Source organism: Thioalkalivibrio versutus, assembly GCF_001020955.1.
GTDB classification, from domain to species: Bacteria; Pseudomonadota; Gammaproteobacteria; order Ectothiorhodospirales; family Ectothiorhodospiraceae; genus Thioalkalivibrio; species Thioalkalivibrio versutus.
In genome coordinates this window covers 1,519,389-1,543,108 of sequence record NZ_CP011367.1, presented here as the reverse complement: position 1 = coordinate 1,543,108, position 23,720 = coordinate 1,519,389, and the positions used below count along the sequence as shown (strand labels likewise).

At 67.0% G+C, this 23,720-nt stretch carries 25 protein-coding genes and 1 riboswitch; of the genes, 17 read left to right on the top strand and 8 right to left on the bottom strand.

The window, feature by feature from the left end:
- The first annotated feature begins 5 nt into the window (after nt 1–5).
- The 6 genes from kdsA (at nt 6) to TVD_RS07130 (ending at nt 4,418) form a co-directional block, all read left to right on the top strand.
- Entirely contained in the window at nt 6–848 is an 843-nt protein-coding gene (gene kdsA / locus TVD_RS07155) for a 3-deoxy-8-phosphooctulonate synthase (RefSeq protein WP_018169851.1), read from the top strand.
- 66 nt (nt 849–914) lie between these two features.
- Complete coding sequence (eno, locus tag TVD_RS07150) at nt 915–2,192, top strand: phosphopyruvate hydratase (RefSeq protein ID WP_047251212.1); 1,278 nt, start codon at nt 915–917, stop codon at nt 2,190–2,192.
- A 190-nt stretch (nt 2,193–2,382) separates the two neighbouring features.
- Complete coding sequence (gene ftsB / locus TVD_RS07145) at nt 2,383–2,790, top strand: cell division protein FtsB (protein ID WP_047251211.1); 408 nt, start codon at nt 2,383–2,385, stop codon at nt 2,788–2,790.
- Nucleotides 2,783–3,529: a 2-C-methyl-D-erythritol 4-phosphate cytidylyltransferase gene (gene ispD / locus TVD_RS07140; RefSeq protein WP_019571334.1), complete on the top strand. Its 747-nt coding sequence runs from the start codon at nt 2,783–2,785 to the stop codon at nt 3,527–3,529. Before ftsB ends, ispD begins: the two co-directional genes overlap by 8 nt.
- The gene (gene ispF, locus TVD_RS07135; RefSeq protein ID WP_018169848.1) at nt 3,526–4,026 is read left to right on the top strand and encodes a 2-C-methyl-D-erythritol 2,4-cyclodiphosphate synthase; all 501 of its coding nucleotides are present in this window, start codon (nt 3,526–3,528) and stop codon (nt 4,024–4,026) included. The genes ispD and ispF overlap by 4 nt, the downstream gene beginning before the upstream one ends.
- Entirely contained in the window at nt 4,023–4,418 is a 396-nt protein-coding gene (locus tag TVD_RS07130; protein ID WP_047251210.1) for a VOC family protein, read from the top strand. Before ispF ends, TVD_RS07130 begins: the two co-directional genes overlap by 4 nt.
- 507 nt (nt 4,419–4,925) lie before the next feature.
- Here TVD_RS07130 and TVD_RS07125 read toward each other — a convergent pair.
- From TVD_RS07125 to TVD_RS07105, 5 genes are all read right to left on the bottom strand, one after another.
- On the bottom strand, nt 4,926–5,774 hold the full coding sequence (locus TVD_RS07125; protein ID WP_047251209.1) for a pirin family protein: 849 nt from the start codon (nt 5,772–5,774) through the stop codon (nt 4,926–4,928).
- A gap of 85 nt (nt 5,775–5,859) precedes the next feature.
- Nucleotides 5,860–6,225, bottom strand: coding sequence for a hypothetical protein (locus tag TVD_RS07120; protein ID WP_047251208.1), 366 nt, complete (start codon nt 6,223–6,225; stop codon nt 5,860–5,862).
- 5 nt (nt 6,226–6,230) lie between these two features.
- Nucleotides 6,231–7,097 (bottom strand): ABC transporter ATP-binding protein, encoded by an 867-nt coding sequence (locus tag TVD_RS07115; RefSeq protein ID WP_047251207.1) that lies wholly within the window; start codon nt 7,095–7,097, stop codon nt 6,231–6,233.
- Complete coding sequence (locus TVD_RS07110; RefSeq protein WP_018145607.1) at nt 7,097–8,068, bottom strand: FecCD family ABC transporter permease; 972 nt, start codon at nt 8,066–8,068, stop codon at nt 7,097–7,099. Before TVD_RS07110 ends, TVD_RS07115 begins: the two co-directional genes overlap by 1 nt.
- Nucleotides 8,069–8,207: 139 nt before the next feature.
- Nucleotides 8,208–9,116 carry a cobalamin-binding protein gene (locus TVD_RS07105; protein WP_476718444.1) on the bottom strand — a complete coding sequence of 303 codons (909 nt, stop codon included), beginning with the start codon at nt 9,114–9,116 and terminating at the stop codon, nt 8,208–8,210.
- Nucleotides 9,117–9,264: 148 nt separating this feature from the next.
- Nucleotides 9,265–9,527, top strand: a riboswitch (cobalamin riboswitch).
- 95 nt (nt 9,528–9,622) lie between these two features.
- Between TVD_RS07105 and bluB the strand changes: the two genes are divergently transcribed.
- From bluB to TVD_RS07065, 8 genes are all read left to right on the top strand, one after another.
- Nucleotides 9,623–10,396 carry a 5,6-dimethylbenzimidazole synthase gene (gene bluB, locus TVD_RS07100; RefSeq protein ID WP_047251205.1) on the top strand — a complete coding sequence of 258 codons (774 nt, stop codon included), beginning with the start codon at nt 9,623–9,625 and terminating at the stop codon, nt 10,394–10,396.
- Entirely contained in the window at nt 10,393–11,295 is a 903-nt protein-coding gene (cbiB, locus tag TVD_RS07095) for an adenosylcobinamide-phosphate synthase CbiB (protein ID WP_047251204.1), read from the top strand. Before bluB ends, cbiB begins: the two co-directional genes overlap by 4 nt.
- Nucleotides 11,296–11,305: 10 nt before the next feature.
- Entirely contained in the window at nt 11,306–12,313 is a 1,008-nt protein-coding gene (gene cobD, locus TVD_RS07090; RefSeq protein WP_018951957.1) for a threonine-phosphate decarboxylase CobD, read from the top strand.
- Complete coding sequence (locus TVD_RS07085; protein WP_047251203.1) at nt 12,313–13,797, top strand: cobyric acid synthase; 1,485 nt, start codon at nt 12,313–12,315, stop codon at nt 13,795–13,797. The genes cobD and TVD_RS07085 overlap by 1 nt, the downstream gene beginning before the upstream one ends.
- Nucleotides 13,794–14,315, top strand: coding sequence for a bifunctional adenosylcobinamide kinase/adenosylcobinamide-phosphate guanylyltransferase (gene cobU / locus TVD_RS07080; RefSeq protein ID WP_047251202.1), 522 nt, complete (start codon nt 13,794–13,796; stop codon nt 14,313–14,315). The genes TVD_RS07085 and cobU overlap by 4 nt, the downstream gene beginning before the upstream one ends.
- Before the next feature lie 806 nt (nt 14,316–15,121).
- Nucleotides 15,122–16,183 carry a nicotinate-nucleotide--dimethylbenzimidazole phosphoribosyltransferase gene (cobT, locus tag TVD_RS07075; protein ID WP_026331192.1) on the top strand — a complete coding sequence of 354 codons (1,062 nt, stop codon included), beginning with the start codon at nt 15,122–15,124 and terminating at the stop codon, nt 16,181–16,183.
- The gene (locus TVD_RS07070; protein ID WP_047251201.1) at nt 16,180–16,746 is read left to right on the top strand and encodes a histidine phosphatase family protein; all 567 of its coding nucleotides are present in this window, start codon (nt 16,180–16,182) and stop codon (nt 16,744–16,746) included. Before cobT ends, TVD_RS07070 begins: the two co-directional genes overlap by 4 nt.
- 220 nt (nt 16,747–16,966) lie before the next feature.
- Complete coding sequence (locus TVD_RS07065; RefSeq protein ID WP_047251200.1) at nt 16,967–17,740, top strand: adenosylcobinamide-GDP ribazoletransferase; 774 nt, start codon at nt 16,967–16,969, stop codon at nt 17,738–17,740.
- Between the two features lie 11 nt (nt 17,741–17,751).
- Here TVD_RS07065 and TVD_RS07060 read toward each other — a convergent pair whose 3' ends face one another.
- Nucleotides 17,752–17,961, bottom strand: a complete 210-nt coding sequence (locus tag TVD_RS07060; protein WP_047251199.1) for a hypothetical protein — start codon at nt 17,959–17,961, stop codon at nt 17,752–17,754.
- Between the two features lie 114 nt (nt 17,962–18,075).
- Here TVD_RS07060 and TVD_RS07055 point away from each other — a divergent pair, with 114 nt between their 5' ends.
- The gene (locus tag TVD_RS07055; protein WP_047251198.1) at nt 18,076–18,702 is read left to right on the top strand and encodes a YIP1 family protein; all 627 of its coding nucleotides are present in this window, start codon (nt 18,076–18,078) and stop codon (nt 18,700–18,702) included.
- Between the two features lie 782 nt (nt 18,703–19,484).
- Here the strand turns inward: TVD_RS07055 and TVD_RS07045 are convergent.
- Both TVD_RS07045 and TVD_RS07040 read right to left on the bottom strand, forming a co-directional pair.
- The gene (locus TVD_RS07045; RefSeq protein ID WP_047251196.1) at nt 19,485–19,982 is read right to left on the bottom strand and encodes a hypothetical protein; all 498 of its coding nucleotides are present in this window, start codon (nt 19,980–19,982) and stop codon (nt 19,485–19,487) included.
- A complete protein-coding gene (locus tag TVD_RS07040) occupies nt 19,979–20,278 on the bottom strand; it encodes a nucleotidyltransferase family protein (protein WP_018951967.1) in 300 nt (99 codons plus the stop codon). The genes TVD_RS07045 and TVD_RS07040 overlap by 4 nt, the downstream gene beginning before the upstream one ends.
- A 906-nt stretch (nt 20,279–21,184) precedes the next feature.
- Here TVD_RS07040 and TVD_RS07030 point away from each other — a divergent pair.
- Complete coding sequence (locus tag TVD_RS07030; protein ID WP_047251194.1) at nt 21,185–22,585, top strand: flagellin; 1,401 nt, start codon at nt 21,185–21,187, stop codon at nt 22,583–22,585.
- Nucleotides 22,586–22,847: 262 nt separating this feature from the next.
- Nucleotides 22,848–23,084, top strand: coding sequence for a flagellar protein FlaG (locus TVD_RS07025; protein WP_018866945.1), 237 nt, complete (start codon nt 22,848–22,850; stop codon nt 23,082–23,084).
- Nucleotides 23,085–23,720: the final 636 nt, after the last annotated feature.

The window sequence follows — 23,720 nt, the reverse complement described above, 5'->3', positions numbered from 1 at the left end:
AGAGCATGCAGCTTTGCGGTTTTGAAGTCGGCCTTGATCGGCCCTTTTTTCTGATTGCCGGCCCCTGCGTCATCGAATCCGAGGCCATGGCCCTGGAGACGGCTGGCGCGCTGAAGACGATGGCGGACGATCTCGGCATTCCGTTCATCTACAAGTCCTCGTTCGACAAGGCCAACCGGTCGTCGACGAAGAGCTTCCGCGGGCTGGGCATGGAAGAGGGCCTGCGCATCCTGGACAAAGTGAAGTCGGAGATCGGCGTGCCGATCCTGACGGATGTCCACGAGGACACTGCGCTGGACGAAGTCGCCAGTGTTGTTGATGTGCTGCAGACCCCGGCCTTCCTCTGTCGGCAGACCAACTTCATCCAGAACGTTGCGCGTCAGGGCCGGCCGGTGAACATCAAGAAGGGCCAGTTCCTCGCACCCTGGGACATGGGCAATGTCGTGGACAAGGCCCGCGAGGTCGGTAACGATCAGATCATGGTTTGCGAGCGCGGGGTCTCGTTTGGCTACAACACGCTGATCTCCGATATGCGCGGCCTGGCCCAGATGCGTCAGACCGGCTGCCCCGTGGTCTTCGATGCGACGCACTCGGTGCAGCAACCGGGCGGGCAGGGCGCCTGCTCCGGTGGGCAGCGCGAATTCGTGCCGGTGCTGGCACGGGCGGCGGTGGCCGCTGGCGTATCCGGCCTGTTCATGGAGACCCATCCGGATCCCGAGAAGGCCCTTTCCGACGGTCCCAATGCCTGGCCGCTGCCGAAGATGGCCGAGCTGTTGCAGACGCTCAAGGCGCTGGACGCCGCCGCCAAGGCGCAGCCGTTTGCGGAAGCGGAGTACGGTCTCGGTTAACGACCGAAAGAATCGATAAAACGTCCCGGACGGGCCCGTCCGGGCGGGTATTTTCAAGGAGAGAGCATGTCCAAGATTGCGGAGATTCACGCCCGCGAGATCATCGATTCTCGGGGCAACCCGACGGTCGAGGCCGATGTTGTCCTGGATTCCGGCGCCATGGGGCGAGCGGCGGTGCCCTCCGGTGCCTCCACAGGGGCCCGCGAGGCCCTGGAACTGCGCGACGACGAAAAGCGTTACAGCGGCAAGGGCGTACTGAAGGCCGTCAGCCACGTGAACGGCGAGATCCGCGACGCCCTGCGAGGTATGGAGCTGGATCAGACCGCGGTCGATCGCCGCATGCTGGAACTGGACGGGACCGACAACAAGGCACGCCTGGGCGCCAATGCCCTGCTGGCCGTCTCCATGGCCACTTCACATGCCCTGGCCGCGGATCGCGAACAGCCACTGTTCGAGACCCTGGGCGGCGACGACGCCACGCTGCTGCCGGTACCGATGATGAACATCATCAATGGTGGTGCCCACGCCGATAACAGTGTGGACATGCAGGAGTTCATGATCCTGCCAGTGGGGGCGGATTCGGTGCGTGAGGCCGTGCGCTACGGCGCCGAGGTCTTCCACGCGCTGAAAAAGGTGCTGTCCAAGCGCGGGCTGGCGACGGCGGTGGGCGACGAGGGCGGCTTTGCGCCCGACCTGCCGTCCAACTCCGCCGCGATCGAGGTGATCCTGGAAGCGGTTCACAACGCCGGCTTCAAGGCGGGCGAGGACATCTGGATCGGCCTCGACTGCGCCAGCTCCGAGTTCTACCGGGATGGGCGCTATCACCTCGATTCCGAAGGCAAGGCCTTCTCTGCCGACGAGTTCTCCGAGTATCTCGCCCACTGGGTGGACCAGTACCCGATCCTGACCATCGAGGACGGGATGGCCGAAGATGACTGGGACGGCTGGAAGACGCTGACCGAGCGCCTGGGCAATCGCGTGCAGCTGGTGGGTGACGACCTGTTCGTGACCAATACCCAGATCCTGCAGGAAGGCATCGACAAGGGCGTTGCGAATTCCATCCTGATCAAGCTCAACCAGATCGGCACCGTGACCGAGACGCTGGAAGCCATCGAGATGGCGCGCAAGGCCAATTACACTGCAGTGATCTCGCATCGCTCGGGCGAGACCGAAGACGTGACCATCGCGGACCTGGCCGTGGCCACGCGCGCCGGCCAGATCAAGACCGGTTCGCTGTCGCGTTCCGATCGGGTCGCCAAGTACAACCAGCTGATCCGGATCGAGGAACACCTGGGTTCGCGGGCGACCTATCCGGGCATGTCGGCGTTCACCTTCGGGCGCTGATCGAGACCCGGGACGGCCTTGGTCACCACGCAGTCCTCAGCCTGCGGCGCGGTTCCTGTCCCCGGTTGTCCGGGGCTCGTAGAATGCCGGGCATGCCGGCCACTTGCGAAAGCCCTCGTCTCCACGTTGTCGCGTCTGTCGCGGTGCGCGGGCGAGGGCTTTCTCTGTTCAACCATACGGAGTGCGGGTGATGCGCGGCCTGTTGATCGGTCTGGCCCTCGTGCTGCTGGCCCTGCAATGGCCCCTGTGGCTGGGCGAGGGGAGTTGGCGCGATGTGCGGGATCTGCGCGAGCAGGTTGCGCAACAGCAAGCCGCAAATGCCGAGCTGGAACAACGCAACCAGGCCCTGGAGGCCGAGGTGCGCGATTTGCGCGGCGGTACCGCGGCGGTCGAGGAGCGCGCGCGTCGCGATCTGGGGATGATCCGCGGGGACGAGATCTTCTTCTTCGTGGTGGGCGAGGACGAGCCCGCGAGGCTGCAGGTCGAGCCGCTACCAGGCCCGGCCGGAGAGACCGATCCGGGCCCGGACGCGCAAGTCCCGGAGGATGCGGAGCCCGCCACCGACACCCTGCCACCCGAGGACCCCTTTGATGGCTGACGCGGAACACGTGCCGACTCGGGAGCCAGCGTTCTGGGCGTTGATCCCGGCGGCTGGCATCGGTCGACGCATGGGATCCAACCGTCCGAAGCAGTACCTGACACTCGGCTCGCACACGATCCTGTCCCACACCCTGTCGATCTTTCTCGAACACCCGCGGATTCGCGGGGTGGTTCTGGTACTCGGTCCGGACGTCGACCCGGATGCCCTGGACCTGCCGCTGGCCGGCGGGCGGCTGTTCCGTGCGGCCGGAGGGGCGGAGCGCGCGGATTCGGTCCAGAACGGGCTCGACTTCCTTGCAGAACGGGCGCACGAGGACGACTGGGTACTGGTGCATGACGCGGCACGACCCTGTCTGCCGCTAGCGGATGTGGACCGGCTGCTGCACGAGTTGCGTGACGATCCGGTGGGTGGGCTGCTCGCCAGTCCCAGCACCGATACCATCAAGTGGAGCGATGGTGCCGGGAAGGTCGAACGGACGCTGGATCGCGAACGGGTCTGGCGGGCCCTGACCCCGCAGATGTTCCGGCTGGGCATGCTCCGCACGGCCAACGCGCAGGCGCGTGCCGAGGGGCATCCGGTGACGGACGAGGCCAGCGCCATCGAGTTCCTGGGCCAGGCACCCCGGCTGATCGAGGGCTCCCCGATGAACATCAAGATCACCCGCAGCGAAGACCTTGAGCTTGCTCGCCTGTATCTGATGCAGCAGGGACGCCTGGAAGGCGGGTTTCGCGCATGAGCGGCTTGCGGATTGGCCAGGGCTTCGACGTACACGCCTTCGGCGAAGGCGACCACTTGGTACTCGGTGGCGTTCGCATCCCGTTCGAGCGTGGATTCGTGGCCCATTCGGATGGGGACGTGCTGATCCACGCGGTGTGTGACGCCCTGCTGGGCGCCGCGGCGCTGGGGGATATTGGCCTGCACTTTCCGGATACCGATCCGGCGTTTCGAGGGGCGGACAGCCGCGTCCTGCTAAGGGAGACGCTCGAACGAGTGGCCGGCGCCGGCTGGCGCCCGGTCAACATCGACACCACGGTGATCGCGCAGGCGCCCAAGCTTGCACCGCATGTGCGCGCGATGCGCGAAAACCTGGCAGCCGATACCGCACTGAATATTGCCGATGTCAGCGTGAAGGCGACCACCACCGAGCACCTCGGCTTCACCGGGCGCAAGGAAGGGGTGGCGGCCCAGGCTATTGTGTTGCTCGAACCGGCCTCGGGGGTGATGCGGGTATGACTTCGGCGAAGCGGGTAGAACCCGGCATCCTGCGTCTGCATCACGCAAGCCTGGTGATTGCGGACGCACGGGTGGCGGCGGCCTTTTACGGGGAGCAGCTCGGCCTGGTGCCACTGGAACGCCCGGATCTCGACTTTCCCGGTCTGTGGTATGACCTGGGGAGCGGACAGGCTCTGCATCTGTTGCAGGTGCCGAACCCCGATCCGACCGAGCGCGGCGTGCGCTGCGGTCAGGACCGTCATCTGGCGTTGCGCGTCCGTGGCCTGGAGGTGCTGGCAGCGCGTCTGGAAGGGGCGGGGATTGCCGTGGAGCGCAGTCGTTCCGGACGCCCGGCTGCATTCGTTCGCGATCCCGATGGCAACACCATCGAGCTGATCGAGGAAGGCGTCTGATCCCGGACCCGGGGGCCGGCCACGAACCAGCGCCCCTGCACCCGTTGCCGGGCCATCCTTCGCCACGGAACGGATCGTGGGATCACCGGATCCAGCCCCAAGCCTAGCTGGGTGGCCCGTGATGCCCATTGCGATCCGGGTTCCCAACGCCCCGTCACCGCAGCCGTAGCGAACCGAAGAGACGGGGTCATCTGCGTGTGCGTGGGTGCGAGACAGCGGGTCGGGGCTCGTTCCACGCAGTGAGATCCCGGATAACCGCTGCGCGGTTTCCGGGATGACGAAAGCGGTAGGTGTCGAGGGAGCAAGGATCACCGGTGTGGTGATCTTCCTCGGCGTCATCCCGGCCGCAGCGGAGCGAAGAGCCGGGATCTCTGGCGCGGGTGCCAGGCAGCAGGTTGGGGGTTTGGGCCACGGGGGGGAGATCCCGGATAACCGCTGCGCGGTTTCCGGGATGACGGAGAGGGGGGCTCGCGCGAGGAACTTGCGGGATGGTTGGACGGCTCGAGCTCAGTCCATGCTGGCCGGTTCGGCGGCGAGCTGGCCGGACTGGTAGTCGCTGATGGCCTGTTCGATCTCGTCGGAGGTGTTCATCACGAACGGGCCGTAGTGGGCGATCGGTTCGCCCAGCGGCCGCCCCTTGAACAGCAGTACCCGGGCATCCTGCTGCGCGATCAGGTGGACCTGGGTGTGGCCATGCCAGACGCCCAGTTGGCCCGTGCCGAGGCCGGTCAGCTCGCCGTCGAACACGTAGGCCAGCACGCGATCTTCCAGTTGCACCGCAAGCGACAGGCGGTAGCCGGCCGGTAGCGTGAGATCGGCCATGGCGGCGCCTTCGCCGATCTGCGGCAGCGCGCCTTCGGTGTCCCCGGCGCTGGTCTGCCAGGAGCCGGCAATGGCCTTGAAGCGCAGCGAATCGTCGTCTTCCGGCAGGTGGCGCATCGCGTCGGCGCGCACGTCGCGGTAACGCGGCGGGTCCATCTTGCGCGCGGCGGGCAGGTTTACCCAAAGCTGGAAGCCGTGCAGGCCGTCCGCGTCCAAAAGCGGCATCTCGGAGTGGATTACGCCGCGCCCGGCGCTCATCCACTGGGCCTCGCCGGCCTCGACGCGGCCCTGATTGCCCATGGAGTCCTCGTGAATCAGGCCGCCGTGGACCAGATAGGTCAGCGTCTCGAAACCGCGGTGCGGGTGCGAGGGGAAGCCGCCGATGTAGTCCTCGCGCGCGCTGGCCTTCAGTTCGTCCAGCATCAGGAAGGGATCTAGGCCGCCGCGGAAATCATGGATGCGCCGAATCTTCACCCCGGCCCCGTCCTGGGTGGGATGAGAGGTCTTCACGCTGTCCGGCGGTGTCGGGTTCATGGCGTTCTCCTTCGCAACAGATCTGCACCATACCGACCATGAAAGGAAAAGAAAATTGCATCGTTTCCCTTCATGGAGCGTTCTGTCAGGGCACGGGGAGCTCCCAGGAATCGGCAAACGCCTCGAGGCTCTCGACGAAGTCCGGGTCGTGCTCCTGGCGATTGATGGTCAGGTGCAGGATGACGGCATGCGCGGCGGGCGGATGACCCGTGGTCAACGTCCAGGCGAGGCCATTCGGGCATTCCGGCAGGGAAAAGCGAACGCCACCGTTGATGATTTCCCGATGGACGCGAAACTCGCCCCACAGGCAGTACACGACGCCGGCATCGGGGCCCTCGTCGGCGATCAGCGTATCGATCGCGCCGCTGGCGTCGGGTAATGCGGGCACGGTGAGGCTTCGCTGCAGGCTTTCGGCATCCAGGTCGGAATGCAGGGCGCGGAAGAATTCCATGGGCACTACTCGTTGCGCGGCAGGAAGACGGGCAGGCCGTCCACCTCACCCACGCTCAGGCGTTGGTTGTACAGGCGCTCCAGTGCGCTGGGCACCAGCATGGTGGCCGTGGGGCCCCAGCACGCCTGTCCGTCAGGGAATAGCAGTAGCAAGTGATCGCAGTAGCGCGCCGCGAGGTTGACGTCGTGCAGGACCAACACCGCGCCTCGGTTTTCCTGACCGACGATGGCCTGCACGCGGTTGAGCACGGCCACCTGATGATGCAGGTCCAGCTGGCTGGTGGGCTCGTCCAGCAGGAGCAGGCTGGGGTCCTGCGTCAGCACGGTCGCGATCGCCAGGCGCTGGCGTTCCCCGCCGGACAAGGTGTCCACCATGCGGTCCTCGAGGTCGGCGAGATCCATCGCCGCGAGTGCCGCCCGGGCGCGGGCGTAGTCCTCGGAAGACTCGATATCCCAGGGCCGCAGATACGGGTGGCGCCCGATCAGGGCCGTCTCCAGCACCGTGGCGGGAAAGCCGTCGTGGTGGGTCTGGAAGACCAGACCCAGGCGACGGGCCAGTTCTGCGCGGGCGAGGGTCGCAATGGATTGTCCCTTGACCTTGATGGTTCCGGCACGCGCGGCCCGCAGGCCGGCGAGGGTCTGCAGGAGGGTGCTCTTGCCGGCCCCATTCGGGCCCAGGATGCCCCAGCACTGGCCTGGATCCACCGTCAGGTCCAGCGGCGAACCGGGCGGCCGCTCTGGCACGTCGATGACGAGGTCATGCGTCGCGAGGAGGGTCTTGGGCCCCGGTTCCTGGTGGACGCTGCGCGCGCCCAGGCCCGGCGTGTCGTGTGGCTGGGTCGCCGCGGGGACTGGGGGATGTGTACGCGGCATCAGCGGCTCCGGTAGAGCAGGAACAGGAACACCGGGACACCCAGCATTGCGGTGATGACGCCCACCGGCAATTGTTCCGGGGCAATGATCGTCCGGGCCAGGGTGTCGGCCAGGGTGAGGAGGATGCCCCCGCCCAGGGCCGAGGCCGGCAGGATCACGCGCTGGTCGTTGCCAAAGATCAGACGCAGCATGTGCGGCACGATCAGCCCGACAAAGCCGACCGCGCCGACCTGGGTGACCGCAGTCGCGGTGATCAGGGCCGCCACCACATAGATCGTCCATTCCACCGGGCGTACGGCCACTCCGAGGGCCGCGGCCTGCATGGGCCCGCGCGCCAGGACGTTCAGGGTGCGGCCAAATGGCAGGGCGAGCAGGGCCACGACCACGAGTACGCCCCAGGCCGGGTAGGGGTTGCGGGCATGGGAGACGTCGCCCATCAGCCAGTACAGCATGCCCGGGAGCTCCGCGGTGGGGCTGACCGCGAGGATGAAACTGATCATCGCGCCCCAGCCGGCGGCCACCACGACACCGGTCAGCAGCAGGCGGGTCGGGGTCCAGCTGCCCGTGCCATGGGCCAGGCCGAACACCAGAATGGTGGACAGCAGGGCGCCCACGAAGGCCGCGGCCGAGACCGAGAACATGGACAGCCCCGCGAGCATCGCCAGCAAGGCGCCCACCGAGGCACCGCCGGAGAGCCCCAGCACGTAGGGATCGGCCAGTGGATTGCGTAGCAGGACCTGCATCAGCGCTCCGGCCAGGCCCAGCAGCCCGCCGGCGGCGAACGCGGCCAGCGCGCGCGGCAGGCGCAGATCCAGTACCAGGGTGCTGTGCAGTCGCGAGGCCTCGCCGAAGAAGACACTCAGCAGGTCAGGGAAGGGAATCTGCACGCTGCCGTAGGCCAGTGCCACCAGGACGGAGAGCACAGACGCGGGCAACAGCACGCCCAGGGCCAGGAGGAACGAACGGGTCAAGCGGTAGCCCTCCGCTCCAGGCGGGCGAAGCGGTAGGTTGCCGGAACGGCGGGAGCGCTGCCTTCAGCGCACGTACAACGCTCCTTCATTGGTGTCCCGCGATATCCTTTCCGAGAGACTGCGAGGCGGATCGTCATGGTCATGGGGCGGGACGGCGTGCGCGGGCGCGTTCGAGTTCTTCGCACATCAGGGCGGTGCCTTCCGCGATGCGTCCGGTATGGCGTTGCAGGAGCGAAGGGGGAATGAAGAACAGATTGTCGCGCTGGACCGCGGTCATGTCCTCCCATTGGCCCCAGGCGACCACCCAGTCGGGGCGATCCTCGCCCATGCCGCCGCCGATGATGACCTCGGGGTCGGCATCCAGTACGGCTTCGCGGCCAATGCGTGGCACCAGGCGGTCGAGATCGCCGAACACGTTCACGCCGCCACAGACGGCAATGGCCTCGGCGATCAGGTGGTCGTCATTGACCGTCATCAACGGTTGCTCCCACACCTGATAGAACACGCGAATCGGGTCCCGGTCGCCGTACGTGGCGCGGAGCGCGTCCATTCGGCCCAGGAAGTCCTCTGCCGCGGCCTCGCCCTGGTCATGCGTGCCGGCGAGCGTGGCCATGCGCCGCATGCTCGAGGCCACACCCTCGAAGCTGCGCGGTTCCGATTCATACACCGGCAGTCCCAGTTCGCGCAGGCGTTCGACCTGGGAGGCGGAGTTGCCGCTCTTCCACGCGATCACCAGATCGGGGTCCCTTTCCAGTACCCGTTCCAGGTCAATCCGGCTGTAGCCGCCAATCCGCGGGATGGCCTCCGCCTCGGGCGGATAATCGCTGTACTGCGTTGCGCCCACGATGCGGTCCCCCGCACCGACGGCGAACAGCACCTCGGTGATGTGCGGCGCCAGGCTGACGATGCGCTCGGCAGGCTGCTCCAGATGGACCTCGCGGCCATCGTCGTCGGTGACCGTGATTGAGTCCGCCATTGCGATCAGCGGGGTTGAGAGCACGCCCAGGAGGCAAGCGAGCAGTGGGGTTCGGGAAGTCCAAAATTGCATGATTTTACAGTCGCATTGGATTGGTTGTTCAAGCGCCTTCGAGCCGGCTGGAGAGCCGCCACCTGGCGCTGGACTAGCGGGGCATCATAGCAGCAAGCCTGGGGCGCCTCGGAGCGTCAATTGGTCGGCAGTGGGCTTGCCGCGTATGATTGGCGGCTTGCTACCAGGTGCCCGGGCGACTGATCGCGCGGGTTAAACGGGAAGTCGGTGCAGGCGCGAGATCCTCCGCAGCCCCATTCCGACGCTGCCCCCGCAACGGTAAGCGAGTGGGTTCGAGGGGTGCTTCCGCAGGCCGCTCGGACCTCGACAAGTCGAAAGCCACTGGGCCGAACGCGGCCCGGGAAGGCGACTTGCCGCCCCGGGTTGCCGGGGCCTCGCGAGCCCGGAGACCGGCCTGGACGATGTTTCTGCGACCGCGCGGTGGGCGAGGGTCGGTAGGTGCGGGCCCCCTGTGGCCGCACCCCGATCCCTCTGCATCCGCGTCGTGTCCCCCTGACGGTAAGCCGATGCAGTCCGAGTTGCCCGCCAATGAGAACCCTTCCTGCCCGGCCGCTGATGCCCAGGGTTCGGGATTTGCCCAAGATGAGCTTGCGGCCGTCTATCGCGTGATCGCGGAACGCCGGGATATGCGCCATTTTCGGCCGGACCCGGTCGATCCAGCGGTGTTGCGGCGGCTGCTGGAGGCGGCGCATCGCGCGCCGAGCGTCGGCTACATGCAGCCCTGGCGCTTCCTGCGCATTACCGACCCGGCGGTGCGCGAGGCGCTCCACGCCCACGCGGCGGATGAACAGGCGCGCACCGCCGAGGCCTGTGGCGAGCGCGCGGCGGAGGTGCATCGCTTGAAGCTGGAGGGCATCCGCGAGGCGGGCGAGTTACTGGTCGTGGCCCTGACCGATGGCCGCGAACGCTACGTGCTGGGCCGGCGGACGCTCCCCGAGATGGACCTCTGTTCGGCCGCGTGTGCGATCCAGAACCTGTGGCTGGCCGCCCGCGCCGAGGGCCTGGGCATGGGCTGGGTCTCCCTGTTCGATCCGGACTGGCTGGCCAATCGGCTGGACATGCCCGAAGGCGGGTACCCGATCGCGGTGCTGTGCCTGGGGCATGTGGAGCGCTTCTATGACCGGCCGATGCTGGAGACGGCGGGTTGGGATACCCGGCGCCCCCTGGAAGACCTGGTCTTCCAGGATCGCTGGGGTGCGCCGTGCGAACTGGCCTTGCCCACGGTTGTGCGGGAATCCGCCGCGCGTCCGGATGGGCCATCCGGGGGTGGCGACACATGAGTACCTTTCTGATCTTGATCGGCGCCCTGATCCTGGACCGACTGTTTGGCGACCCACGGCGGTTCCATCCGCTGGCCGGATTCGGCCAGCTCGCGGCCTGGGCCGAATCCCGCTGGCATGCGCCCAGTCGTGTACGCGGAGCGCTCCTTCTCGCGGCGCTGGTCCTGCCCTGGGTGGCGCTGGCCGCACTGGGCGCCTCGCTGGCCTGGGGCTGGGTTCTGACGCTGGCGATCCTCACGCTGGCAATTGGCTGGCGCAGCCTGGACGAGCATGCGGAGGTGGTGGCCGAGGCCCTGGAAAAGGATGACCTGTCTGGGGCGCGCACCGGTGTCGGCATGCTGGTCAGTCGCGACACGGCGGCCCTGGACGCGCGCGGGGTGAGCGGCGCGACCATCGAGTCGGTGCTGGAGAACGGCAACGACGCGCTGTTCGCCACGATCTTCTGGTTTCTGGTGGCTGGCGCGCCGGGCGTGGTGGCCTATCGGCTGGTGAACACGCTGGACGCGATGTGGGGCTATCGCAATGACCGTTTTCGCTCGTTTGGCTGGGCTGCCGCGCGCCTGGACGATGCGATGAACCTGATCCCGGCCCGCCTGACGGCGCTGGGCTATGCCCTGGCCGGGCGCGGCCGGGACGCGCTGCAGTGCTGGCGCGAGCAGGCCGCCGGCTGGAAGAGCCCGAATGCGGGTCCGGTGATGGCGGCGGGGGCGGGTGCGCTGGGTGTGGTCCTGGGGGGAGCGGCACCCTATGGCGGGCAGCGCGAGTGGCGACCCCGCCTGGGGATGGGCCGCATGCCCGACGCGGCAGGCATTCGCCAGGCGGTTGAGCTGCTGGATCGTGCGCTGGCCATCTGGATGGCCTTCATTGTGGCCGGGGTGATTGTCGTTGTCCTGTTCTGAGGCCCAATCGATGCAGACGCCGGAGCCGCAGGTACTGATCCAGGTGCACGGGGGCGGTATCCGTCAGGCGGCTGCGCGCTACGGGATCCCCGAGGCCGACTGGCTGGATCTCTCCACGGGCATCAACCCGCATGGCTACCCCGCGGGCGAGCTTCCGCCAGGGGCCTGGGCACGCCTGCCGGAACCGGACGACGGTCTGGAGGCCGCAGCCGCCGCCTATTACGGGACCGGGGCGCTGTTGCCGGTGCCCGGTTCCCAGGCCGCGATCCAGCTGCTGCCCGCGCTACGGGAAGGCCCTTCGCGCGTGGGCATCCTCGAGCCCAGCTACAACGAACACGCCCGGGCCTGGCACGGGGCCGGGCATGACGTCGTCCCGCTGGATGGGGATTCGATTGAGGCCGCATTGCCCGGCCTGGACGTGCTGGTGCTGGTCAACCCCAATAACCCGACCGGACAGCGGTTTGACCGCGCGGACCTGCTGGCGTGGCATGCGACCCTGGCCGCGCGCGGCGGCTGGCTGATCGTGGACGAGGCGTTCATGGACGTGACACCCGAGGCGAGCCTGGCGACGGACGCGCCGCGCGAGGGTCTGGTGGTACTGCGCTCGCTGGGCAAGTTCTTTGGCCTGGCCGGGGCGCGCGTGGGATTTGTCATCGCGGAGGACACGCTGCGCACGCGACTGGCCGCCCGGATGGGCCCGTGGGGTCTTGCCGGACCGTCCCGCTGGATCGCCACCCAGGCGCTGTCGGACCGGGCCTGGCAGGCCGAGACACGCGGCATGCTCCAGGCACGTGGTCAGCGCCTGGCGGACTTGCTGCGCGACCAGGGGCTGGAACCCGCCGGCGGCACCGCGCTGTTTCAGTGGTGCCGCGTGGACGATCCCGCAGGCTGGCAGGATCACCTGGGCGCGCAGGGCATCCTCGTGCGGCGGTTTGATGAGCCGGGCAGCCTTCGTTTTGGCCTGCCGGGGCAGGAATACGAATGGAAGCGCCTGGAACAGGCGCTGGGGGCGTCCTGATGGGTACGACGCTGATGGTGCAGGGCACGACCTCGGATGCTGGCAAGAGCGTGCTGGTCGCGGGGCTGGCGCGCGTGCTGCATCGGCGGGGGCTGTCGGTGGTGCCGTTCAAGCCGCAGAACATGGCGCTGAACAGCGCGGTCACGGCCGATGGTGGCGAGATCGGGCGCGCCCAGGCCCTGCAGGCCGCGGCCTGTGGCCTGGACCCGCATACGGACATGAACCCGGTACTGCTGAAGCCCAGCTCGGATCAGGGGGCGCAGGTCATCATCCACGGCCGGCCGGCGGCGGAGCTGGATGCCCGGGCCTACCACGACTACAAGCCGGTGGCGCTTGAGGCGGTGCTGGCCTCGCATCGGCGCCTGACGGCGCAGTACGCCCATGTGCTGGTGGAAGGCGCCGGGTCGCCGGCGGAGATCAACCTGCGCGCGGGCGACATCGCCAACATGGGCTTTGCCGAGGCGGTGGACTGTCCGGTGATCCTGGTCGCGGATATCGACCGGGGCGGGGTGTTCGCGCACTTGGTGGGCACGCTGGCGCTTTTGAGCGAGACGGAGCGCACGCGGGTGCAGGGCTTCGTGATCAACCGCTTTCGCGGCGATATCGGCTTGCTGCAACCCGGGCTGGACTGGCTGGAACAGGAGACCGGCAAGCCGGTGCTCGGCGTGATTCCGTACCTGCACGGGCTCTACCTGGATGCCGAGGATGCCCTGCCGCGCGAGGCGATGCCTTCGACGCCCGCGGACGCGCTGAAGGTGGTCGTGCCGGCACTGCCGCGCATCTCCAACCATACGGATTTCGATCCGCTGCGGCTGCACCCGGCGGTGGACCTGCGCTTTGTCGGACCGGGCGAGGCGTTGCAGCCCGCCGATTTGGTCGTCCTACCGGGCTCGAAGTCCGTGCGCGCCGATCTCGCCTGGCTGCGCGAGCAGGGCTGGGAAGAAGCGCTGCAGCGGCATGTGCGCTATGGCGGCAAGGTGCTGGGGATTTGCGGCGGATTCCAGATGCTGGGTCACGCCGTGTACGATCCCGATGGCGTCGAAGGCCAGTCGGGCTCCACGCCGGGGCTGGGCTGGCTGGATATCGAGACCCGGCTCGCACCCGAGAAGCACCTGGAGCGGGTTCGCGGCGACCGCGTGCTGGATCGGGAGGCCCGTGTGGAGGGCTACGAGATCCATGCGGGCGTGACGACCGGGCCGGGCCTGGGGCGGCCCCTGCTGCAGCTGGAACACGGTGCGGATGGCGCGCGTAATGCGGATGACGCGGTGGCCGGCACCTATGTCCACGGCGTGTTCGATACATCGGACGCCGCCGAGGCCTTGCTGCAATGGGCGGGAATGCGTAGCGGGATGGAGAAAGGGGAAGACCTGGCAACGGCGCGGGAGCGCGGCCTGGAGCGCCTGGCCGATTCTCTGGAAGAACACCTAGATATGAATTGCATACTGACCCTTCTGCAAGCCGAACCGAAGGAGCCAGTCGCATGAAGACCCTGGTACTGGGTGGCGTGCGCTCGGGCAAGAGTCGGCTGGCAGAACAACTGGCGGCCGCCAGCGGCCTGCCCGTGACCTACGTGGCGACGGCGCGCGCCGACGACGCCGAGATGGCGCGCCGGATCGAGCGCCACCGCGCCGACCGCCCCGGCGACTGGGGTCTCGTCGAGGCGGGCACGGGCCTGGCTCGGGCGCTGGAGCAGGCCGCGGGACCCGAGCAGTGCCTGCTAGTGGACTGCCTGACCCTGTGGCTCACCCAGCTACTGTGCACCGATGACGAGGGCCGGATCGAGCGTGAACGCGAGGCCCTGATCGAGACGGTTCCGCGCCTGCCGGGCACGTTGGTGTTCGTCTCCAATGAAACCGGCATGGGGATCACGCCCATGGACGCACTGTCCCGCCGCTTCGCCGACGAGGCCGGCTGGCTCCACCAGCGCCTGGCCCCCGCGATGGACCGCGTCGTCCTCACCGTCGCCGGCCTCCCGCACGTCCTGAAGGGGGACCCGCTGTGACAAATCGGCATACATGCATTCCACCCGCCACGCACATAGACAAGCACGCTGGCAGGCCGGCACCACCGCAGCATCCCGACCCCAACCGTCACCCCTGCCACCCCACCCTCGTCATCCCGGAAACTGCGCAGCAGTTATCCGGGATCTCCACCGTTGGCAGGTGGCACGGACGTCAGGGGGTATCCCTGGCGTGGGGAGATCCCGGCTCTCCGCTTCGCTACGGCCGGGATGACGGGAAGTGGTTGGCGAAGACGGGCAATGGATGGCCGGGATCACGAAAAGCAATGGGCCGGCATGACAGATGGGCGGGCGGCCAGGATTCCAGTTCCAGACATTCGGATGCTCCCCCAACGTCGTCATCCCGGAAACCGCGCAGCGGTTATCCGGGATCTTCGTCGTGAGAGATGGCGCAGACGTCGGGGTGTTCCCGCGTGGGAGATCCCGGCTCTCCGCTTCGCTACGGCCGGGATGATGGGAAGTGGTTGGCGAAGACGGGCAATGGATGGCCGGGATCACGAAAAGCAATGGGCCGGCATGACAGTTGGGCGGGTGGCCAGGATTCCTGTTCCAGACATTCGGAATGCTCCCCCAACGTCGTCATCCCGGAAACCGCGTAGCGGTTATCCGGGATCTTCGTCGCTGGAGGTGGCACAGATGCCGGGGTGTCCTCGGCGTGGAGAGATCCCGGCTCTTCGCTTCGCTGCGGCCGGGATGACGGGAAGTAGCCGGCCGGGATGGCGAGGAGTCATGGGCCGGGATGAAGGAAAGTGGCTGAGCACGCACGAGAGACCAACGAGGACCAACAAGTGACCGAAGACTGTGACTGGCTGCAGGTGCCGCCGGCGACCCTCGACGCCGCCGCCCGGCAGGCCGCGGCTGAACGGCAGGCCCAGCTGACCAAGCCGCCCGGGTCGCTCGGGCAACTGGAGGCTATCGCGGAACGCCTGGCCGGCATGCAGGGCCAGGAAAAGCCCAGCCTGGAGAACGTCCACATCGCGGTGTTCGCTGGCGATCATGGCGTGGTGGCCGAGGGGATCTCGCGCTTTCCGCAAGCGGTGACGGCGCAGATGGTCGCGAACTTCGCCACGGGCGGGGCGGCGATCTCGGTGCTCGCGCGGTACCTGGGCGCCTCCATCGAAGTGATCAACCTGGGCACGGTCGCGGAGCCGCCCGCTGTTAGCGGTGTGCAGCAACTGAACCTGGGCCCCGGCACCGCGAACCTGGCTCGCGAGCCGGCGATGACTCCGGCGCAGCTGGAACGCGCCCTGAACGCCGGCCGCCAGTGCGCGGAACGCGCCCGGCGTAGCGGCGCCCAAGTGTTCGTCGGCGGCGAGATGGGGATCGGCAACACGACCTCCGCCGCTGCTCTGGCCTGTTCCCTGCTGGATCTGGCGCCCGCCGATCTGGCCGGGCCCGGCACGGGGCTGGACGCGAATGGGGTGCGGCACAAGGCCGAGGTCATCGAGCAGGCGCTGCAGACCCATGCGGCCGTGCGGGGCGACGCCCTCGGCAGCCTGCGTTGCCTAGGCGGCTTCGAGATTGCGGGGCTGGCCGGGGCGTATATCGCCGCAGCACAGATCGGCCTGCCGGTGCTGGTGGACGGCTTCATCAGCACCTCGGCGGCGCTGGTGGCCGAGCGCCTGTGTCCGGGCACGGCGGACTGGTTCTTCTATGCACACACCTCGGCGGAGCCGGGTCATCAGCGCCTGTTGGCGGCGCTGGAGGCCGAGCCGCTGCTCGATCTTGGCATGCGCCTGGGCGAGGGGAGCGGGGCCGCCACGGCCGTGCCCCTGCTGCGCCTGGCCTGCGAGCTGCACTCGGGCATGGCCACCTTCGCCGAGGCGGGTGTCAGCGGAGAGGCCAGTTGACTATCCGCCACGCCCAAATCGGCCTGCTGCGCCACGGAGAAACGACTGGGAACGGCTTCTGCGGCCGAGGCAGCGATGTTCCGCTGACCGAGGCCGGGTGGACCGCGATGCGCGATGCGCTGGCCGGAGATACTGTCTGGGGTCGCATTGTCTGCTCGCCGCTGATGCGTTGCCTTGCCCCGGCGCAGGCGTTTGCGGAAGAGGCCGGTGTACCGCTCGCCGTCGACGACCGCCTGGCCGAACTCGACTTCGGCGACTGGGAAGGCCGCACGGCGGCGGCGCTGATGGAGACGGACGCCGATGCACTCGGCCGTTTCTGGCAGGACCCGGTGAATCACCCGCCCCCCAAAGGCGAGTCGCTCCTGGAGTTTCGCGAACGCGTTGTCGCCGGCTGGAATGACCTGGCGCCCGACGAAGGCGAGCGCGTGCTCGTGATCGCGCACGGCGGCGTCATCCGCCTGCTCCGCGCCCTGCGCGAGGGCTGGCCATTGGAGAAGCTGCTCGGCATCGACGTCCCGCTCGCCTCCCTGCATATTGTCGAGCCATGGCAGCCCTATCGATGAATCTCCCGCCCCCGATGCGCCAAGACCCTGTGGGTGGCCTTGTGAGGGCTCTTGTGGGAGCGTGCTTGCACGCGAAGCCCCTGCCAAAGTCTGGCGCGGGCAGGGCTTTCGCGGCCAAGGCCGCTCCCACAACTATGTCGAGGACCTTCGGTGGCCTAGCCCCCTGCGGGAGCGGCCCTGGCCGCGAATACCTCCCGTCAAAGTCCGACTGGGCACCCAAATGAGCGCCGTGCTTAAACCCTTCTGGCTGGCCCTCCAGTTCCTCACCCGCCTGCCCACCCCCGCGCTAGACCCGCAGCCGGCCGACCTGGGCCGTTCGGTGCTGGCTTATCCACTGGTCGGTCTGATCCTGGGCCTGCTCGTGGTTCTGGTCGGTATCGCGCTGGCGGCCATACCCGGCACGCCGCCGCTCTTGGTCGCGGCACTGGTGCTCGCGTTATGGGTCGGTCTGACGGGTGCGCTGCACCTGGACGGCCTGGCGGACACGGTGGATGCCTGGGTCGGCAGCCATCAGGACCCGGAACGCGCCCAGGCCATCATGAAGGACCCGACCAGCGGCCCGATGGCAGTGGCAGCGCTGGTTCTGGTGCTGCTGCTCAAGTTCGCAGCCCTGGTAACCGTGGTGGAGACGGGTGCCTGGATCGCATTGCTGGTCGCCATCGTGCTGGGGCGGGCGGCGCTCACCGGGCTGTTTCTTCTGGTGCCCTATGTGCGGGAGCAGGGGCTAGGCGCCGAGATGGCCGCACACCTGCCGCGCAGCCCCGCCCAGATGGTGCTGGTGGCCACCGGTGTGTTGATCCTGCTACTGGCGCTGGTCACCGGCCTCTGGGGCCTGATCCTGGGCCTGGCCGTGGCGCTGGCGTTGGTATTCGCCATTGCCGCCTTCCTGCGCCACTGGCTCGGCGGCTTCACCGGAGACACCGCAGGCGCCGCCCTGGAACTGGTGGAAGTGATGGCGATTACCGTCATGGCGCTCGTGCTCGCCCTGCATTAGGGAGTCGCCGCTCAATGAGGCGAGGTGTTCCCCATCGCCTTGTCCAGCAGCGCCAGACCTTCCTGCTCCCGGCCCTGACCACGCTGGGCGCGCACCCGGAACCGGGTCTCCGCATCGTGTTCCGCAATCATCAACGTGGCCATCTCGTCGACAAGGCGGTTCATGCGGGTCTTACGCTCGCGCGCCGCCGCCTTCAGCTGTTCGTGCTTGTCGTCCGGCAAACGGATCGTCAATCGAGCCAATGCAGCGTTTCCGCGTTCAGGACCAGATGATGCATGCCTGAAGCTAGCAAAATCTGTCATCGAATGGTCACGTAATTGCCACATACTTGGGTGATGACCGTTCCCGCGAGACTTAATCCGGCCCGCATGACCCTGCGCGCGTTCGTGAACCCCCTGAGGGCGGTGCGCGATGCGCGTGCAATCGAGCCGGCCCCGCCGTGGTGGCAGACGTTCCTGGGGCTGGCGCTGCCGGTGCTTCTGGCGAGCGTGATCGCCAGTCAGTGGCTTTACCAGGTGATTCCGACGGGCCTTCCGCCGGAGGCGATGCCCGGTGCCTGGGGCTTTGGCGTCTACAGCGTGCTGGCGATGAGCATCGGGGTGCTGGGGATGGCCTGGTCCGCGCACTACCTGACCGACCTGTTCCAGGGCTACTCGCACCCGGACCGGGCGATGCTGGCGGTTTCCGTCGGGCTGCTGCCCGCCTGGGTCGGCAAGGTCGTCGCGGCGTTCCCCTGGCCCTGGGGCAACGGCATCGCCTTGTTGCTGATCCTGTATTCCCTCTGGCTGCTCTACTGGTCGCTGCGCGAGATCATCGGCCTGCGCCGCGGCAACCGCATCGGCTTGTTCGTGGCCACGATCTTCTGCGGCGCCTTCATCACCCTGATCTTCGGCTGGCTCCTGATGGACCTGATCCCCGGCGCTATACCCGAGCACCGCATCGGCACCACCTGGCTGCTCTAGTCCGCGCCAGCCGTGGTGACCGGCGCCCGTGACTATCGCAGCAGTCGCCCCCCACACACACCGTCATCCCGGAAGCCGCGCAGCGGTTATCCGGGATCTCCGCCGTTGGGGGTGGCGCATACGTCGGGGTGTTCCCGCGTGTGGAGATCCCGGCTCTCCGCTCCGCTACGGCCGGGATGACGGGGAGGGGAGCGCTGCGGCCGGGGTGACGGCGAGGGTGTAGCCCGCCGGGACAAAGGCCAGGGGATGCGGGCTGGATGAATGCACGCACGTTCGGAATGACCACCCAACGCAGGAACGACCACCCCCCCGTCATCCCGGAAACCGCGCAGCGGTTATCCGGGATCTCCGTCGTTGGAGCCGGCACAAGCGTCGGGGTGTTCGCACGTGTGGAGATCCCGGCTCTCCGCTCCGCTACGGCCGGGATGACGGGGAGGGGAGCGCTGCGGCCGGGGTGATGGCGAGGGAGTAGCCCGCCGGGACAAAGGCCAGGGGATGCGGGCTGGATGGATGCACGCACGTTCGGAATGACCACCCAACCCAGGAACGACCACCCAACCCCGTCATCCCGGAAACCGCGCAGCGGTTATCCGGGATCTCCGTCGTTGGAGGTGGCGCAGACGTCGGGGTGTTCCCGCGTGGGGAGATCCCGGCTCTCCGCTGCGCTGCGGCCGGGATGACGAGGAGGCAAGCGTTGTGGCTGGGATGGCGGGGAGCGGCGCGGCCGGGCTAGAGTCGGGGCGGTCGGGATGATGCGAGGGATAGCCAGCGGCTTTGAGACCTTAAAGGCTGGCAGGTCCGATCTTCAGGTGGTCCTGCGCGTAGGTGCGCAGCGCGTGGTAGTCGGCGTGCATCTGGTCGGTGAAGCGGCAGGCGCGTTGGAGGGCCGGGGCCAGATCGGCGGGCCTCTCCATGTATTCATGGACCAGGCGGTTGCGCAGCTGGCGCATTTGTAGCCAGGCGTCGGCGTCCTGGATGAGGGCGAGCTTCTCCAGACGTGACAGGTTGTCGATGGCCGGGCCCGTGTTTTCCCCGGCGCAGGCAAGAAACGTGGGGACGAGCTTGTCCATGATGGTGTCTTGCATGCGGCCGAACTTCGCGCCGAAGGACTCCAGGCGATCGACCCCGGTGTCCGTGGCAAGGATGCCCTGAACGCGTTCGGGATCGACTGTGCAATCGCCTTCCAGCAGGCGTTCGCGCACGGCGAGCAGGTGCTCGTCCTCGCGATCAACTAGATCAATGAGCCGGGCGAGTCGTTGCTGTGGCGTTGTGGCGGTCACAGGGCGACACCCGTGCGGTCGGCATGCGTATCAATGGGGCGGGGCGGCGCGCCGCGCGGATGCACGACGATATCCACACGGCGTTCGCCCAGTTGGCGTTGCAGTGCCACGTACAGGCGCAGTTCCTGGTCCAGCAGTTCATCTGGTGTGCCGTCCGCCTCGATGTAGAGGTCGATGTCGCCGCCACGCGCGGCATCGTCCACGCGCGAGCCGAACAGCTTCACGCGAGCATCCGGCCCGAATGCACGGCGCACTTCCTCGCGGATGATCGTCTGTTGTTCGTCCGTCAGGCGCATCGCTCAAGTATATCAAGGCCCTGGGCCATATACCCGAACCGTCTCACCTCCGACCTCCACCACCGTCAGCCCGCGAACCAGCCGCGAATCCACCACCTCTGTCATTGCGAGGAGCACAGCGACGAAGCAATCGCTCGGGACAAGCAGAGTGCTGGATTAAAACGCCTTGCGCCCTGCCAGCCGATTGCCACGTCGCCTGCGGCTCCTCGCAATGACGGGACGTAATCGCCACCCTTGAGCGGCCGGGTCGCGGCCCTCGTTCCCGTACGAGCCTGCCACCCGTGTCATCCCGGAAACCGCGCAGCGGTTATCCGGGATCTCCGTCGTTGGGGGTGGCGCGCAGACGTCGGGGTGTTCGCGCGTGGGGAAACCCCGGCTCTCCGCTGCGCTGCGGCCGGGATGACGTGCAGGGGGCATTGCGGTCGGGATGACGGCGAGGAAGGGTGCCGACGGGATAATGGCGTGGATAGATGCAGGCACGTTTGGAATGGCCACCCATCCGTCGGATTGCCCACCCACCCCCGTCATCCCGGAAACCGCGCAGCGGTTATCCGGGATCTCCGCCGCTGAATGTGGCGCAGACGTCGGGGTGTTCGCGCGTGAGGAGATCCCGGCTCTTCGCTTCGCTACGGCCGGTGATGACGGACAGGGGCTGCGGCCGGGATGACCGAGAAGGCCATGGTGGGCGGAGTGCGATCCGGATGATGGCTGGGCATTGGTGCGGGGCGTTACGGTTTCGCGGCCGGAGGAACTGGGGGCGGCAAGGAATTGCCGCCGGTCGAAAAAAATTTCGATGCAGGGCTAAAGGTTCCTGGGTGAGGGTCGTTAAGGCTTCTGAGAGCGGGGATCAACCCGTTCACCAGAACCGCCCGAGGCGGTGACGAACGACTCTACAGGAGAGCGATCATGTCCCAAGTAATTAACACCAACGTTCTGTCCCTGAACGCGCAGCGTAACCTGAATAACTCCCAGGGCGCGCTGTCTCAGAGCCTGGAACGTCTGTCCTCGGGCCTGCGTATCAACAGCGCCAAGGACGACGCGGCCGGCCTTGCCATTTCCGAGCGTTTCACCACCCAGATCCGCGGCCTGAACCAGGCCGTGCGTAACGCCAACGACGGCATCTCCTTCTCGCAGACGGCGGAAGGCGCGCTGGGCACGATCGGTGACAACCTGCAGCGTATCCGTGAGCTGGCCGTTCAGGCCGGTAACGACACGAATTCATCGCAGGATCGCCAGGCGCTGAATAATGAGGTCTCCCAGCTTGTTGAGGAGATCAACCGTGTCGCGAATTCGACGCAGTTCAATGGTCAGGACATCCTGAATGGAACGCTGGAAGAATTGATTTTCCAGGTGGGCGCAAACCGTAACCAGACTATCGGTGTTGAAGGAGTGAACGCCCAGGGCTCGCAGCTCGGGGCTCAGGTGGCTGATGGCGCGGCGGCACTGCTGGGAGACTTCACCGACGGCCTGGACCTTTCTACTCTGGGCGGGGATTCTCTTTCGCTGCAGGGCATTGGTATCGATCTGACGGATCTTGACGCGGACGCCACGTCGCTCGCACAGGTGGTGAACCGGATCAATGATGCTTCGGCAGATTCCGGGGTTCGCGCTTCTCTGGCCCCTACCGCCGAAGCTACTTTGGCGGTAACGGATGCGACTGCTGATGGCACATTGAATATCAATGGTGTCAACATCGCGATTGCAAATGACGATGGTGCCGAAGAGATCGCCGCAAAGATCAATGACCTCTCGTCTCAGACCGGTGTGCGCGCTGATTTTAGTGGAGACGATCTGATCCTGGAGTCCAACTCGGATATCCAAATGTCGGTTACTGACGGTGGCGCTTTGGCAATCGAGGGTCTTACTACCGGAGATTCCGGTTCTATCCTGCGCGGCATTGAACTGTCCAGGGAGATTGGTGGGGACATCCAAATTGCGGGCAATGATTTCGCCCTTTTGGGTTTGAGCGCTGATGTTGACGAACAGGAATCGCTTTCGATGAATGATATCGATGTCCTGAGCCGGGAGGGAGCCACAGACACGCTGCGAGTTGTCGACTTTGCGCTAGACCAGGTCAATGGTCTTCGCGCTGAGCTCGGTGCGGTGCAGGTCCGGTTCGAAAACACCATCAGCAACCTGGAGATCTCCTCCGAGAACCTGTCCGCCGCACGTTCGCGGATCCAGGATGCGGACTTCGCGGCCGAGACCGCCGAGCTGACCCGCGCCCAGGTGCTGCAGCAGGCGGGTACCTCGGTGCTGTCGCAGGCCAATGCGGTTCCGCAGAACGTGCTGGCCCTGCTGCAGTAAGCTCGATCACTCGGGCTCTGGTTGAGGATGGATGGCGAGAGCGCCATCCATCCCATCTGAAGAGGACAGCGATATGAGTGATGGAATCGGAAATATCACATCACCGCTGGTTGCAGTGAACCCGCGCGGGGGCGAGGGGGCCAAGGCTCCTGGTTCCGGCGCGGGTCTTGTTCGTGGCGAGGGGCGGCCGGAGGCCGTGGCTCTACCGAGCAGTTCGCAGGAATCCGCGACTCGCAGCTCCACCGGACCGGCGATCGAGGCCATGGACATGGACGAGGTCAACCAGGTGGTCGAGTCGATCAATTCCTACCTGCAATCCACCAAGCGGGCGCTGGAGTTCAGCGTGGACGACAGCAGCGGCCGTACGGTGATTACGGTGATGGATGGAGAACGCGAAGAGGTGATCCGGCAGATCCCGCCGGAAGCCGTGCTGGCCCTGGTGGAACAGTTCCAGACCGAGCAGGAGCTCGGCGGAACGGGGCTGGCGGACAAGGCCTGACGGCTTCGTAGACCTGTAAGCGTGATGTTTAGTTAAGCTGGGCCCGGGAAGGGGTCCGGCTTTTTTCGTTGTGCCAGCATCAGCGAGCCGCAGATCCACGGCCCGCTGGCCCCTTTTCTGCCATCCGTGCCGCGGCCCCCTTGGCGTGATCCCGGCCGCAGCGAAACGAAGAGCCGGGATCACGGACGCCGGGACGCCCCGACGTCGGTGCCACCTCCAGCGACGGAGATCCCGGATAACCGCTGCGCGGTTTCCGGGATGACGCCGGCTGGGTGGCAAGCCCGAAGGTTCGTGTATACGGGCTCATGCGCGTGCCGTTTCCCGTCATCCCGGCCGGAGCGTAGCGGAGAGCCGGGATCTCACTACGTGCGAACACCCGGGCGTTTGTGCCATCTCCAGCGACGGAGATCCCGGATAACCGCTGCGCGGTTTCCGGGATGACGCGCTAGCTGGGTGGCAAGCCCGAAGGTTCATGTATACGGGCTCATGCGCATGCCGCTTCCCCACCATCCCGGCCGGAGCGTAGCGGAGAGCCGGGGTCTCACTACGTGCGAACACCCGGGCGTTTGTGCCATCTCCAGCGACGGAGATCCCGGATAACCGCTGCGCGGTTTCCGGGATGACAGCCGGCTGGGT